The following is a 13,592-nucleotide window of genomic DNA, read 5'->3' on the forward strand; positions in this document are numbered from 1 at the left end:
ACCCGCCGGGACAACGATCACCCCGCCTGTCGGCGCGGAGCTGCCCGAGCAGGTTACTCGCCGGTCGCCTTCCGGCCGCCTGACTTGCGCACCGGACCAATCTACAGGGTCGGTAAGGTCGGCTTCATCTTTGCCGCCGCGGTGTCGGAGCGGTCACCAGAGCACGGCGATGACGACGTTGAGGACACCGAGCGCACCGGCCGCGTGTGCCAGGGCTGCGGTCGAGCCCGGGTTCTGCCGCTCCTTCTTCAGACCGACGATCGCGAGTACGAGGATGACGACGGCGACGACGAGCTTGACACCGATCTTCATGTGGTTCAGGTCGGCGCCGTCCGCCTCGTTGAGCCCGACCAGCGCGAGTCCGGTCACCACCTGCAGGATCGCGCCGTGCAGCATGCCGGCCACCACGCGCGGTTCCTTGATCACGGCGAGCCAGGAGCCGATGATGCCGGCGAGGCCGATGAAGTGCAGGATGAGGAAGATGTCGATGGCGAGCGTCATGCGGCCATCGGACCACCCGAACAGGACAAATGTCCAGTCAGGTGATCCTCATCGCTCCCGGGCGGCGGTGGCGCGGGTCACCGCGCCTGCCGCTGCTGCGCATACCAGTCGAGCAACTCCGGTGCGTCGACCGCGCTGCGGTCGACGGTGCGGGCCGCGTCGGCCCCCTGGAACAGGCGCTTGATCGGCACCTCGAGCTTCTTGCCGGTGCGGGTGTGCGGGACACCGGGTGCGGCGACGATGTCGTCGGGCACATGTCGCGGTGAGGCCTGTTCGCGGATCACGGTGCGGATCTTCTCGCGCAGCGCATCGTCGAGGGTGACGCCGTCGGCGAGCACCACGAACAGCGGCATCCAGTAGCCGCCGTCGGGCTGCTCGGCTCCGATGACCAGCGCTTCGAGGACCTCGGGGAGCTTCTCGACGGCCTGGTAGATGTCGGCGCTGCCCATCCGGACACCGTGCCGGTTGAGCGTCGAGTCGGAACGTCCGTGCATCACGACCGTCCCGCGCCCGGTGATCGTGATCCAGTCGCCGTGCCGCCACACCCCGGGATAGACCGAGAAGTACGCCTCGCGGTAGCGGTGCCCGTCCGGGTCGTTCCAGAAGCGGACCGGCATCGACGGCATCGGGGCGGTCACCACGAGTTCCCCCACGTCGCCGCGGACCGGGCGGCCCTGCTCGTCGAACGCATCGAGCGCGACGCCGAGATACGGCACCGACAGCTCCCCCGGCCACACCGGCACGGTGCGCACGGCGCCGACGAACGCGGAGACGACATCCGTGCCGCCGGTGATGGACATGACGGGCACGTGCTCGCCGACGTTGTCGGCCAGCCACCGCGACGACGGCGCCGGCAGCGTCGACCCGGTGACGCCGATCGCGCGCAGCGCGGACAGGTCGTGGTCCCGCCGGGGCACGACGCCCGCCTTGATGCAGGCCAGCACGTACCCCGGGCTGGTGCCCAGGACGGTGACCCGTTCCTGCGCGGCGATCTCCCACAACCGGTCGACCCGCGGGTGCGACGGGCTGCCGTCGTAGCAGACGATCGTCGCCCCGACGAGCAGCCCGGCCGCCTGGAAGTTCCACATCATCCAGCTCGGGCTCGTGTACCAGAAGAAGGTGTCGTCGGATCCGAGGTCCGTGTGCAGCGACACCGCCTTCAGATGCTCGAGCAGGACACCGCCGTGCCCGTGCACGATGCCCTTCGGCAGACCGGTGGTCCCGGACGAGAACACGACCCACAGCGGATGGTCGAACGGCACCGGCTCGGGGCTCAGCGGGTGTTCCCCGACGGTGGCCGCCTCCCAGGTGAGCGCACCTTCGAGGTCCTGATGCGGGTCTGCGAGCCGGGGCACCACGACGGTCAGCGCCAGCGAGGGCAGCTGCTCCCGCAACCGGGCGACCGCCTCGGCGCGGGGGTGGGTACGGCCGGCGAACCGGTAACCGTCGGCGGTGATCAGGGCGGTGGGGTCGAGTTGCCCGAGCCGGTCCAGGGCCGCGGGCGCCGAGTAGTCCTGACCGCAGGCCGCCCACACGGCGCCGATGCTTGCGGTGGCGAGCAGCGCGACCACGGCCTCGGGAATGTTCGGCAGGTAGCCGACGACGCGGTCGCCGACACCGACGCCGTGCTCGCGCAGGGTGGCGGCCAGCGCGGCCGTCTGCCTGGCGAGTTCGGCCCAGCTCAGCTCGGTGCGTTTCCCGTCCTCACCGACGTGCACGATCGCGGGGCGGTCGTCGCGCGCGTGCCGCAGGGCGTGCTCCGCATAGTTCAGGCGCGCCCCCGGGAACCAGACGGCCCCGGGCATCGTGGCGTCGTCCAGCGCGGGTCCCGGGTCGGTGCGCGACCGTACGTCGAACCAGTCCCACACGTCCTGCCAGAACGGTCCGAGATTGTCGACGGACCACCGCCACAGGGCGTGGTAGTCGGGGAGGGAGACGCCGTGGCGCCGTTCGACCCATCGGGCGAAGGCGGTGAGGCGGGCGCTCGCGACGTCCTGTTCGGTGGGGGTCCACTGGGGCGGGATCTGCGTGTCGGTCATGCCGTCGCGCCCCCTCGGTGATCACCCGAGCGGGCCTCGACGGCGCGGTGCAGGATCTGCTCGGCGTGCCGCAGCACCGGCGCATCGACCATCCGGCCCTCGAACTGGAACACCCCCCGCTCCTCCGGCACCGCCGCCAGCACCCGCCGCGCCCACGCCACATCCTGCTCGCTCGGCGCATACGCCGACCGGATCACCCCCACCTGCCCCGGATGGATCGCCACCTTCGCATCGAACCCCACCGCCACCGCATCGAGCGCCTCCGCCCGCAACCCGTCGTGATCCCGGATGTCCAGGAACACCGAATCCAGGGCGAACCGCCCGTACGCCTTCGCCGCCAGCAACGCCTGCGACCGCACGTGCCGCGCCACGTCCCGATACGTCCCGTCGGCCCGACGCGAGGACTGCCCACCCAGCCCCACCACGAGATCCTCCGCCCCCCACATCAACCCCACCGTGCCCGCGGCCAGCGCGATCTCGTCGACCTTCAACGCCCCCAACGGCGACTCGATCAACGCCACCACCTCCCGCGGCGCCAACGACGTCACCTGCTGCGCCGACTCGCACTTCGCCAGCATCACCCGGGTGTAGCTCGTGACCGCCAGCGCCTTCAGATCGGCGTCGTGCTCGTCGGTGCCGGCCGGGTTCACCCGCACCACCGTGCGAGCGGGATCGAGCGCGGTGTCCTGCAGGCACTTGCGGGCATAGTCCTTGTCCCCCGGCGCCACCCCGTCCTCGAGATCGAGGATCACCACGTCCGCCGTCGCAGCCGCCTTTCCGAACCGCTCCGGCCGATCGGCCGGACAGAACAACCACGCCGGGCCGCCGACGCCGTACATAGAGACCTCCTCCATCGGTGATCTCTTCGATGATGCTGTCCGCAGGGCCCCCTGTCAGGGCATTTGCCCAGGATCCGCGCGCCGGATAGTCGTACGCGCGGGAAATTTCAGGTGTGTACGACTGGGCGGCGCGCGGATCTGTCGGTGCCGCGGACGCGGTCAGCGGTCGGCGGCCGCGGCGGACTCCTCGGCGCGGTGCAGGATCTGCTCGGCGTGCCGCAGCACCGGCGCATCGACCATCCGGCCCTCGAACTGGAACACCCCCCGCTCCTCCGGCACCGCCGCCAGCACCCGCCGCGCCCACGCCACATCCTGCTCGCTCGGCGCATACGCCGACCGGATCACCCCCACCTGACCCGGATGGATCGCCACCTTCGCATCGAACCCCACCGCCACCGCATCGAGCGCCTCCGCCCGCAACCCGTCGTGATCCCGGATGTCCAGGAACACCGAATCCAGGGCGAACCGCCCGTACGCCTTCGCCGCCAGCAACGCCTGCGACCGCACGTGCCGCGCCACGTCCCGATACGTCCCGTCGGCCCGGCGCGAGGACTGCCCACCCAGCCCCACCACGAGATCCTCCGCCCCCCATATCAACCCCACCGTGCCCGCGGCCAGCGCGATCTCGTCGACCTTCAACGCCCCCAACGGCGACTCGATCAACGCCACCACCTCCCGCGGCGCCAACGACGTCACCTGCTGCGCCGACTCGCACTTCGCCAGCATCACCCGGGTGTACGGGGTCCGGTCGAGGGCGGCGAGGTCGGCGAGATGGTCGGACGTGCCGGCGGGATTGAGTCGCACCACCGTGCGAGCGGGATCGAGCGCGGTGTCCTGCAGGCACTTGCGGGCGTAGTCCTTGTCCCCCGGCGCCACCCCGTCCTCGAGATCGAGGATCACCACGTCCGCCGTCGCAGCCGCCTTACCGAACCGCTCCGGCCGATCCGCCGGACAGAACAACCACGCCGGGCCGCCGACGGCGGGCACGGACCTCATGCCTGCTCCTCCCCGGCCGGCCGGCACTGGACCAGCGTCTGGCGCACCGCGACCGCGACGACGTCGCCGCGCTGGTTGCGCGCCGTGTGCTCGAGCGTGACGATCCCCTGCCCGGGACGGGACTTGGACGCACGCTTGTCGGTGACCAGTGTCTCGGCGTAGAGGGTGTCGCCGTGGCGGACCGGCGCGGGGAACTTGATCTCCGAGAACCCGAGGTTGGCGACGATCGTGCCCTGCGTCAGCTGCGCCACCGACAACCCGACGAGAGTGGACAGGGTGAACATCGAATTCACCAGGCGCTCACCGAATTCGGTGCCCTCGCTGTAGGCGGCGTCGAGGTGCAGCGCCTGCGTGTTCATCGTCATCGTGGTGAACGCGACGTTGTCGGCCTCGGTGACGGTGCGGCCGGGGCGGTGCTCGTAGACGGTGCCGACCTCGAACTCCTCGAACCACAGTCCGCGCTGGGTGACCCGGGTGCTCACAGGCCGAGCTCCCGCGCCACCAGCATGAGCTGGACCTCGGTCGTGCCCTCGCCGATCTCGAGGATCTTGCTGTCCCGGTAGTGCCGCGCGACGGCGTACTCGTTCATGAAGCCGTAGCCGCCGTGGATCTGCGTCGCATCGCGCGCGTTGTCCATCGCCGCCTCCGACGCGACCAGCTTGGCGATGGCAGCCTGCTTCTTGAACGGCTTGCCGGCCAGCATGAGGGCCGCGGCGTCGTAGTAGGCGGCGCGGGCGGCGTGCGCCCGAGCCTCCATCCGGGCGATCTTGAAGGCGATCGCCTGGTTCCGGCCGATGGGACGGCCGAAGGCCTCGCGCTCCTTCGCGTACTTGACCGACTCGTCGACGCAGCCCTGTGCGGCACCGGTGGACAGGGCGGCGATCGCGATGCGGCCCTCGTCGAGGATGCGCAGGAAGTTCGCGTAGCCACGGCCCCGCTCCCCGAGCAGGTTCTCCGCCGGGACCCGCACATCGGTGAAGCTCAGCGGGTGGGTGTCCGAGGCGTTCCAGCCGACCTTGTTGTAGGCGGGCTCGGCCACGAAGCCCGGGGTGTCGGTGGGCACGACGATCGTGGAGATCTCCTTCTTGCCGTCCCGCTCGCCGGTGACGGCGGTGACGGTGACGATCTCGGTGATGTCGGTGCCGGAGTTGGTGATGAACTGCTTGCTGCCGTTGATGATCCACTGATCACCGTCGAGCTTGGCGGTGGTCTTGGTGCCGCCGGCGTCGCTGCCCGCGCCGGGCTCGGTCAGCCCGAACGCGCCCAGGGCCCGGCCGGCCGCGAGCTGCGGCAGCCACTTGCGCTTCTGCTCCTCGGTGCCGAAGCGGTAGATCGGCATGGCGCCGAGCGAGACGCCGGCCTCGAGGGTGATGGCCACGGACTGGTCGACCTTGCCGAGTTCCTCGAGGGCGAGGCACAGCGCGAAGTAGTCGCCGCCCTGTCCGCCGTACTCCTCGGGGAACGGCAACCCGAACAGGCCGAGATCGGCCATGCCCTTGACGACCTCGTACGGAAAGGTGTGGTTGGCGTCGTGCTCGGCGGCGACGGGCGCGACGACGCTCTGCGCGAAGTCGGCGACGGTGTCCTTCAGGTCCCGGTAGTCGTCGGGAAGCTGTCCGGTGGAGAGGTAGTCGGTCATCTGCTGTGTCCTAGCTTTCGGTGGTGTCGGTGGGAACGACGCGGGCGAGGAGCTGGTCGACCTTGACCTGGTCCCCGGGGGCGACGAGAAGTTCGACGGTGCCGTCGACCGGCGTGGTCAGGGCGTGCTCCATCTTCATCGCCTCGACGACGACGACGGTCGTGCCGGCGGTGACGGCGGCCCCCGCCTCGACGGGCACGGCGATGACGGTGCCGGGCATCGGGCTGGTCAGCTCGGCCTCACCGGCGTGGGCGTCGGCGCCGCGGATGCTCGCCTCGCGCGCCTCACGCACGGGCCAGGTGCCGCCGTCGCCGGCGAGCCACAGCTGCCCGTCGCCCTCGGCGACGCGGAACTCCGAGCGCACCCCGTCGAGCGTGACCGCGACGCGGTCCCCCTCGAGCCGAGCGGTGAGCACGCGCTCCGGGCTGTCCTCGATCCGCGCGGTGGCGGCCTCCGGGGTGCCGGTCAGGTGCACGTGGTCGGTGCGGGTGGGGGTGTGCAGCCGCACGGTGGTCGGTGCGGATCCGCCGACGCGCCAGCCGGTGGGCCGGTCCCACGGATCGACGGGGGCGTGGCTCGACGCGGCAGGCCAGCGTCGCAGCCACCGGTGCGCGGCCGCGGCGACGAGCACCGCATCGGGGGTGTCCGGGGCGGCGTAGTCGCCGAGGCGGCGGTCGAGCAGTCCGGTGTCGAGGTTCCCGGCCTGCACGTCGGGGTCGGCGAGCAGGAAGCGGGCGAAGTCGATGTTGGTGACCACCCCGAGGACCGCGGTGTCGGCCAGGGCCCGGTCGAGACGGCGCAGCGCGGCGGCCCGGTCGGGTCCGTGCGCGATCACCTTCGACAGCATCGGGTCGTAATCACTGCCGACGACCGTGCCCACCTCGAGACCGGAGTCGACGCGTACGCCGGACCCTTCCGGCTCGACGACGTCGACCACGGTGCCGCCGGTGGGCAGGAACCCGCGGGCGGGGTCTTCGGCGTAGACGCGGGCCTCGATCGCATGCCCGGTCAGGGTGATCTCGTCCTGCGCGAAACCGAGCGCCTCACCCGCGGCGACGCGCACCTGCCACTCCACCAGGTCCAGTCCGGTGACCATCTCGGTGACGGGGTGCTCGACCTGGAGGCGGGTGTTCATCTCCATGAAGAAGAACTCGTCCGGCGCGTCCGCGGAGACGATGAACTCGACCGTGCCGGCGCCGGTGTAGTCGACGCTGCGGGCGGTGTTGCACGCCGCTTCGCCGATCCGGGCGCGGGTGGCCTCGTCGAGCAGCGGCGACGGGGCCTCCTCGATCACCTTCTGGTGGCGGCGCTGCAGGCTGCACTCACGCTCGCCGAGATGGACGACGTTGCCGTGGGTGTCGGCGAGGATCTGTACCTCGATGTGCCGCGGGCGCTGCACGAAGCGCTCCAGGAAGAGGGTGTCGTCGCCGAACGCGGAGGCGGCCTCGCGTCGCGCCGAGGCGAGCGCCTCGGCGAGCTGCCCGGATTCGGTGACCAGGCGCATGCCCTTGCCGCCGCCGCCGGCGGACGGCTTGATCAGCACCGGGTATCCGATGTCGCCCGCCGCCGCGATCAGTTCGTCGTCGGTCAGGCCGGGCCGGGAGATGCCCGGCACGACGGGGACGTCGAACGCGGCGACGGCGTTCTTGGCGGTGATCTTGTCGCCCATGACCTCGATGGCCTTGGCGGGCGGGCCGAGGAACACGATCCCGGCGTCGGCGCAGGCCTGGGCGAATCCCGAGTTCTCGGACAGGAAGCCGTAACCGGGGTGGATCGCCTGTGCGCCGGTGCGCCGCGCGGCATCGATCACCTTGGCGATGTCGAGGTAGCTCTCCCGGGCGGCGGCGGGGCCGAGGCGCACCGCGGTGTCGGCCTCCCGCACGTGCCGGGCGCCTGCGTCGGCGTCGCTGTACACGGCGACGGAGCGGATCCCCATCTGCCGCAGCGTGCGGATCACCCGCACCGCGATCTCCCCGCGGTTGGCGACCAGAACGGTATGGAACATCCCGGCTGGGCCGGTGGTATCGAACATGTTCAACTGCCTCACATCCGGAAGACGCCGTAGGAAACCGGCTCGAGGGGCGCGTTCGCACACGCCGACAGGGCCAGGCCGAGAACTTCCCGCGTGTCGGCGGGATCGATGATGCCGTCGTCCCACAGCCGCGCGGTCGAGTAGTAGGGGTTGCCCTGGTGCTCGTACTGTTCGCGGATCGGGGCCTTGAACGCCTCCTCCTGCTCGGCGGTCCAGGGCGTGCCGGACGCGTCGAGCTGGTCCGAACGCACCGTCGCCAGCACGGAGGCGGCCTGCTCGCCGCCCATCACCGAGATGCGCGCGTTGGGCCACATCCACAGGAACCGGGGCGAGTACGCCCGCCCGCACATCGAGTAGTTGCCGGCGCCGTAGGAGCCGCCGACGACGACGGTCAGTTTGGGGACACGCGCGCACGCGACCGCGGTGACCATCTTGGCGCCGTGCTTGGCGATGCCGCCGGCCTCGTAGTCCCGGCCGACCATGAAGCCGGAGATGTTCTGCAGGAACAGCAGCGGGATCGAGCGCTTGTCGCACAGCTCGATGAAGTGGGCGCCCTTCTGGGCGGATTCGCCGAACAGCACGCCGTTGTTGGCGATGATGCCGACCGGGTGGCCGTGGATGCGGGCGAACCCGGTGACCAGGGTCTTGCCGTACTCGGCCTTGAATTCGGAGAAGCTCGAACCGGGTCCGGTCGGGTCGCCGTCGACGAGGCGCTCGATGACCTCGTGCACGTCGTAGGGGGTGCGCGGGTCGGTGGGCACCACGTCGTAGAGCTCGGCCGGATCCGCGGCGGGCGCGAAGGTCGGCGCGACGTCCCACGGCCGGGGGGTGCGGGGCCCGAACGTGGCGACGATGGCGCGCACCTTGTTCAGGGCGTCGCGGTCGTCCTCGGCGAGGTGGTCGGTGACGCCGGAGACCTTCGAGTGCAGGTCGCCGCCGCCGAGTTCCTCCGCGGTGACGACCTCGCCGGTGGCGGCCTTCACCAGCGGCGGACCGCCGAGGAAGATGGTGCCCTGGTTGCGGACGATGACGGCCTCGTCGCTCATCGCGGGCACGTAGGCGCCGCCCGCGGTGCACGAGCCGAGGACCGCGGCGATCTGCGGGATGCCCTTGGCGCTCATGGTGGCCTGGTTGTAGAAGATGCGGCCGAAGTGCTCGCGGTCGGGGAACACCTCGTCCTGCCGCGGCAGGAACGCCCCGCCGGAGTCGACCAGGTACAGGCACGGCAGCTGGTTCTGCAGCGCGATCTCCTGGGCCCGCAGATGCTTCTTCACCGTCACCGGGTAGTAGGTGCCGCCCTTGACGGTGGCGTCGTTGGCGACGATGACGCATTCGCGGCCGGACACCCGTCCGATGCCGGCGATCATCCCGGCACCGGGGCACTCGTCGTCGTACATGCCGTTCGCGGCCAGCGGCGCGATCTCGAGGAATGCGCTGCCGGGATCGAGCAGGGCGTCGACGCGCTCGCGGGGCAGCAGCTTCCCGCGGGCGACGTGCCGTTCCCGGGCCTTCTCGCTGCCGCCGAGAGCGGCGGTCGCGAGCTTGTCGCGCAGCTCGGTGACCAGCTGGACGTGCTGCTCGCGGTAGGTCCGCGCAGCGGTTGTCAGGGGGGTTGTCACAGTACAGTCCTCGCCTTGGGGTGGGCGCCTGAGTTAATACTCGATAACTGAAAATGAGGTTAGCTGTGATTAACTGAGTTGTCCAGACCCCGTCAGGAAGGAACGGTGCGGCCGATGACCGAGCTGAAGCCGGACACCGACGAACAGCTGCTCACCGCACGCGGCCGGGCCAAGGCCGACCGGCGACGGCAGCTGCTCCAGGCCGCCGCGCGCCTCGTCGCCGAGCGCGGGTTCAACGGCGTACGACTCGAGGACCTCGGGGCAGCGGTGGGCATCAGCGGCCCCGCCGTCTACCGGCACTTCCCCAACAAGGACGCGCTGCTCGTCGAGCTGCTGGTCGACATCAGCCGTCGCCTGCTGGCCGGCGGCACCGACGTGGTCGACCACACCGACGATCCCCGGCGCACGCTCGACCGCCTGGTGGACTTCCACCTCGACTTCGCGCTCGGGGAACCGGACCTGATCCGGGTGCAGGACCGGGAGCTGCAATCCCTCCCGGCGGACGCCCGCCGGGAGGTGCGCCAGACCCAGCGGCGCTACGTCGAACTGTGGGTGGGCGCCCTGCGCCGCCTCGACCCCACCCTGGGAGAGTCCGACGCACGGACCATGGCGCATGCCGCCTTCGGGCTCATCAACTCGACCCCGCACAGCGCCGACCGGTCCTCCCCCGCCGCGACCCGGGCGGTGTTGCGCCACATGACCCTGGCCGCGCTGGGCGCCGAGCGGGCCGGGGACCCCGAATCCGACGCCTGAACAGGCACGGAGCCCCGCCCGGATCACCGGACGGGGCTCCCATCGTGCTGCCGTTACCGGCACTGCACTGCTGCTACCGGACCTTGTCCCTCGTCATCGAGGTGTAGGCCAGGGTCAGCACCGCGGCGACGGCGATACTGATGATCCAGCGCCACCAGTCGATGCCGGGCGTATCACCCTGATCGCTGATCATGCCCCAGATCCAGTAGCCGATCAGGGCGCCGACGATGCCGATGACTATGGTGATGAGCCACCCCATCGCCTGCTTCCCCGGAATCACCAGCCGTGCGAGCACACCGATGACCGCACCGAAGATGATCGTGCCGATGATCTCTCCCATCACGGGCTCCTCTCTCGGAACATCGAACCGTGGGGACGGTATGCCACAGAGTGCGCGGAATATGCGCGCTTCGGGAGAATTCCGGTAAATCTTCTGCAAAATGTTGCGCGGGCCCGCAGATGCGCCCCGGCCGGCCGCCGGGGCGCATCCCGCGATCAGGCGTCGTGGAGGATGACCCCACGGATGTTCTTGCCGTCGCGCAGGTCCTGGTAGCCCTGGTTGACCTCCTCGAGGCTGTAGCGATGGGTGACCAGCTCGTCGAGCTTCAGCTGGCCCGCGTCGTACAGGCGCAGCAGCCGCACGATGTCGTACTGCGGGTTGGCCGAGCCGAACAGCGAGCCCTTGATGGTCTTCTGGAACAGGGTCAGTTCCGTTCCGGACACGTGCACCGTGAGCTTCTCCGGGTTGGCCAGGCCGGTGATGACGACGGTGCCGCCCTTGCCGACGATCGAGGTGGCCGCCGAGACGACCTCCTCGTCGACGGTGCCGACGAGGATCAGGGCAGCGTCGGCGCCCTGGCCCCAGCTCAGCTCGTTGACCTTCTCGGCCGCCTCGGCGGCAGTGGCGAAGGCGTGCGTGGCACCGAACTTCAGGGCGGTGTCGCGCTTGAACTCCACCGGGTCGACGACCACGACGTACTTGGCGCCCGCGTGCACGGCACCCTGGACGGCGTTGACGCCGAGGCCGCCGATGCCGTAGATCACGACGATGTCGCCGGCGCGGACGTCCCCGGCGTACACCGCGGTGCCCCAGCCGGACGGCACCCCGCAGCCGACGAGCACGGCGGTCTCGAGCGGGAGCCAGTCGTCGACCTTGACCACCGAGTGCTGCGAGATGGTGGCGCGCTCGGCGAACGTGCCGAGCATGCACATCGCGCCGAAGTCGGTGCTTCCGGAGTGGAACCGGAACGAGCCGTCCGGCATGCAGCCCTCGAGGATGGTGGCCCCCATGTCGCACAGGTTCTGCCGGCCCGTCGAGCAGTACCGGCAGGTCCCGCAGTTCGGGATGAAGCTGCACACGACGTGGTCCCCGGGCTTGACCTTGGTGACGCCGGGGCCGACCTCCTCGATGATGCCGGAGCCCTCGTGGCCGCCGACGATCGGGAAGCGCGGGGGCAGGTCCCCGTCGGTCAGGTGCAGGTCCGAGTGGCACAGCCCCGCCGCGGTGTACTTGATCAGCACCTCACCGGGGCCCGGGCCGTCGAGGTCGAGTTCCATGATCTCGAACGGCTTGCCGGTCTCGAGCAGGACTGCAGCTTTGGTCTTCATCGTTGTTCTCCTCGGGTGTGTCGGGTCAGAGGGCGATGTTCACGGCTTTGGTCTGGGTGTAGAGGTCCAGCGCTCCCGCACCGAGCTCACGTCCCCATCCGGACTGCTTGAACCCACCGAACGGCATGGCGGTGTCGAAGCCGTTGTACTGGTTGATCCACACCGAACCGGCCTTGAGCCGCCGCGCGGTGCGATGTGCCTTCGACAGGTCTCGCGTCCAGATGCCCGCGGCCAGTCCGTAGATCGAGTCGTTGGCGGCGGCGGAGATGCCGTCGTCGGCGTCGAACGGCATGGCGGCGACGACCGGACCGAAGATCTCCTCGCGCACCACGCTGAAGTCGGGCTGCACGTCCACCAGCACGGTCGGTTCGACGAAGAAGCCCTTGTCGCCCCAGCGCTTTCCACCGGTGAGGGCGCGCGCCCCGTCGATCAGACCCTCGCGCAGGTACCCGGTGACCCGATCCAGCTGCTCCTGGGAGACCAGCGGGCCGAGCTGGGTGGCCGGGTCGAGACCGGGTCCGATCTTCACCTTGCTCGCCGCCTCGGCGACGGCCTCGGTGAACCTCTCGAAGATGGGACGCTCGACGAACAACCGGGTGCCGGCCACGCAGCACTGGCCGTGGTTGAACAGCCACGCATCGAGAGAACCCTGCACGGCCGCATCGAAGTCGGCGTCGGCGAAGACGATGTTCGGGCTCTTGCCGCCGAGTTCGAGCGAGACCTTCTTCAGGTTTCCCTTGGCGGCGTCGACGACCTTCTTGCCCACCTCGGTGGACCCGGTGAAGGCGATCTTGTCGACGTCGTCGTGCGCGGCGAGGGCGGCGCCGGCGTCGCCGAAGCCGGGCACGATGTTCACCACCCCGGGCGGGAACCCGGCCTCTTCGAAGATCTCGGCGAGCAGCAGCGCGGTGAGCGGCGTCTGCTCCGCGGGCTTGAGAATGACGGTATTGCCGGCGGCGAGGGCGGGCGCGAGCTTGAACGCGGCCATCAGCAGCGGGAAGTTCCAGGGCACGATGAGCCCGCACACGCCCACCGGTTCGCGCAGCGTGTAGGCGTGGAACTCGCCGCCGGGCACGAACGGCATCGTGACGTTCACCGTGCTGCCCTCGATCTTGGTGGCCCACCCGGCGTAATAGCGGAAGATGTCCGCCGACCACGCCGTGTCCACGGCCGCGGCGATCACGGCGGACTTGCCGTTGTCGAGCGCCTCGAGCTGGCCGAACTCCTCGGCGCGCTCGGTGAGCAGATCACCGACCCGCCAGATCATGCGCTCCCGCTCGGCGGCCTTCATCGTCGGCCACGGGCCCTCGTCGAATGCCTTGCGGGCGGCCCGCACGGCCCGGTCGACGTCCTCGGCGCCGCCGTGGGCGACGTCGGTGAGCTTGTCCCCGGTCGCGGGATCGTAGGTCGCGAAGACGCGGCCCGAGGCGGCGTCGAGCCATTCGCCGCCGATGTAGAGCTGCTTGGTCCCGGAGAGGAACTCTCGGATCCGCGGAGCGACGATGTGCTCGGCAACAGCTGTCATGCCCAACCTCCTGAAGTAGTGTGACACGGGTCATACTGCTT

Annotated in this window: 12 protein-coding genes; 1 reads left to right on the forward strand and 11 read right to left on the reverse strand. The window is 70.3% G+C overall.

All coding sequences use genetic code 11. The features are described 5' to 3' along the window. Positions 1–153 precede the first annotated feature (153 nt). From ACWPQI_RS16855 to ACWPQI_RS16890, 8 genes are all read right to left on the reverse strand, one after another. A complete protein-coding gene (locus ACWPQI_RS16855; protein WP_017682323.1) occupies positions 154–501 on the reverse strand; it encodes a hypothetical protein in 348 nt (115 codons plus the stop codon). Between the two features lie 77 nt (positions 502–578). Continuing rightward, entirely contained in the window at positions 579–2,540 is a 1,962-nt protein-coding gene (locus tag ACWPQI_RS16860; RefSeq protein WP_040272228.1) for an acetoacetate--CoA ligase, read from the reverse strand. Continuing rightward, the gene (locus ACWPQI_RS16865) at positions 2,537–3,394 is read right to left on the reverse strand and encodes an HpcH/HpaI aldolase/citrate lyase family protein (protein ID WP_279635709.1); all 858 of its coding nucleotides are present in this window, start codon (positions 3,392–3,394) and stop codon (positions 2,537–2,539) included. Before ACWPQI_RS16865 ends, ACWPQI_RS16860 begins: the two co-directional genes overlap by 4 nt. Positions 3,395–3,538: 144 nt before the next feature. Further along, on the reverse strand, positions 3,539–4,375 hold the full coding sequence (locus ACWPQI_RS16870) for an HpcH/HpaI aldolase/citrate lyase family protein (protein ID WP_474738403.1): 837 nt from the start codon (positions 4,373–4,375) through the stop codon (positions 3,539–3,541). Continuing rightward, positions 4,372–4,857 (reverse strand): MaoC family dehydratase, encoded by a 486-nt coding sequence (locus ACWPQI_RS16875; protein ID WP_040272224.1) that lies wholly within the window; start codon positions 4,855–4,857, stop codon positions 4,372–4,374. Before ACWPQI_RS16875 ends, ACWPQI_RS16870 begins: the two co-directional genes overlap by 4 nt. Further along, positions 4,854–6,014, reverse strand: a complete 1,161-nt coding sequence (locus ACWPQI_RS16880; RefSeq protein WP_119699904.1) for an acyl-CoA dehydrogenase family protein — start codon at positions 6,012–6,014, stop codon at positions 4,854–4,856. Before ACWPQI_RS16880 ends, ACWPQI_RS16875 begins: the two co-directional genes overlap by 4 nt. A 10-nt stretch (positions 6,015–6,024) precedes the next feature. Further along, complete coding sequence (locus tag ACWPQI_RS16885) at positions 6,025–8,046, reverse strand: acetyl/propionyl/methylcrotonyl-CoA carboxylase subunit alpha (RefSeq protein ID WP_474738404.1); 2,022 nt, start codon at positions 8,044–8,046, stop codon at positions 6,025–6,027. Between the two features lie 11 nt (positions 8,047–8,057). Next, the gene (locus ACWPQI_RS16890) at positions 8,058–9,665 is read right to left on the reverse strand and encodes a carboxyl transferase domain-containing protein (RefSeq protein WP_010591913.1); all 1,608 of its coding nucleotides are present in this window, start codon (positions 9,663–9,665) and stop codon (positions 8,058–8,060) included. A 114-nt stretch (positions 9,666–9,779) separates the two neighbouring features. Between ACWPQI_RS16890 and ACWPQI_RS16895 the strand changes: the two genes are divergently transcribed. Beyond that, positions 9,780–10,418, forward strand: a complete 639-nt coding sequence (locus tag ACWPQI_RS16895; protein WP_010591914.1) for an SACE_7040 family transcriptional regulator — start codon at positions 9,780–9,782, stop codon at positions 10,416–10,418. 73 nt (positions 10,419–10,491) lie between these two features. Here ACWPQI_RS16895 and ACWPQI_RS16900 read toward each other — a convergent pair whose 3' ends face one another. From ACWPQI_RS16900 to ACWPQI_RS16910, 3 genes are all read right to left on the reverse strand, one after another. After that, positions 10,492–10,758 carry a GlsB/YeaQ/YmgE family stress response membrane protein gene (locus tag ACWPQI_RS16900; protein WP_010591915.1) on the reverse strand — a complete coding sequence of 89 codons (267 nt, stop codon included), beginning with the start codon at positions 10,756–10,758 and terminating at the stop codon, positions 10,492–10,494. A 155-nt stretch (positions 10,759–10,913) separates the two neighbouring features. Further along, positions 10,914–12,026 carry an NDMA-dependent alcohol dehydrogenase gene (locus tag ACWPQI_RS16905; RefSeq protein ID WP_017679972.1) on the reverse strand — a complete coding sequence of 371 codons (1,113 nt, stop codon included), beginning with the start codon at positions 12,024–12,026 and terminating at the stop codon, positions 10,914–10,916. A gap of 25 nt (positions 12,027–12,051) precedes the next feature. Next, on the reverse strand, positions 12,052–13,551 hold the full coding sequence (locus ACWPQI_RS16910; protein ID WP_017679973.1) for an aldehyde dehydrogenase family protein: 1,500 nt from the start codon (positions 13,549–13,551) through the stop codon (positions 12,052–12,054). Positions 13,552–13,592: the final 41 nt, after the last annotated feature.

This window comes from Rhodococcus sp. LMD, from assembly GCF_056108245.1.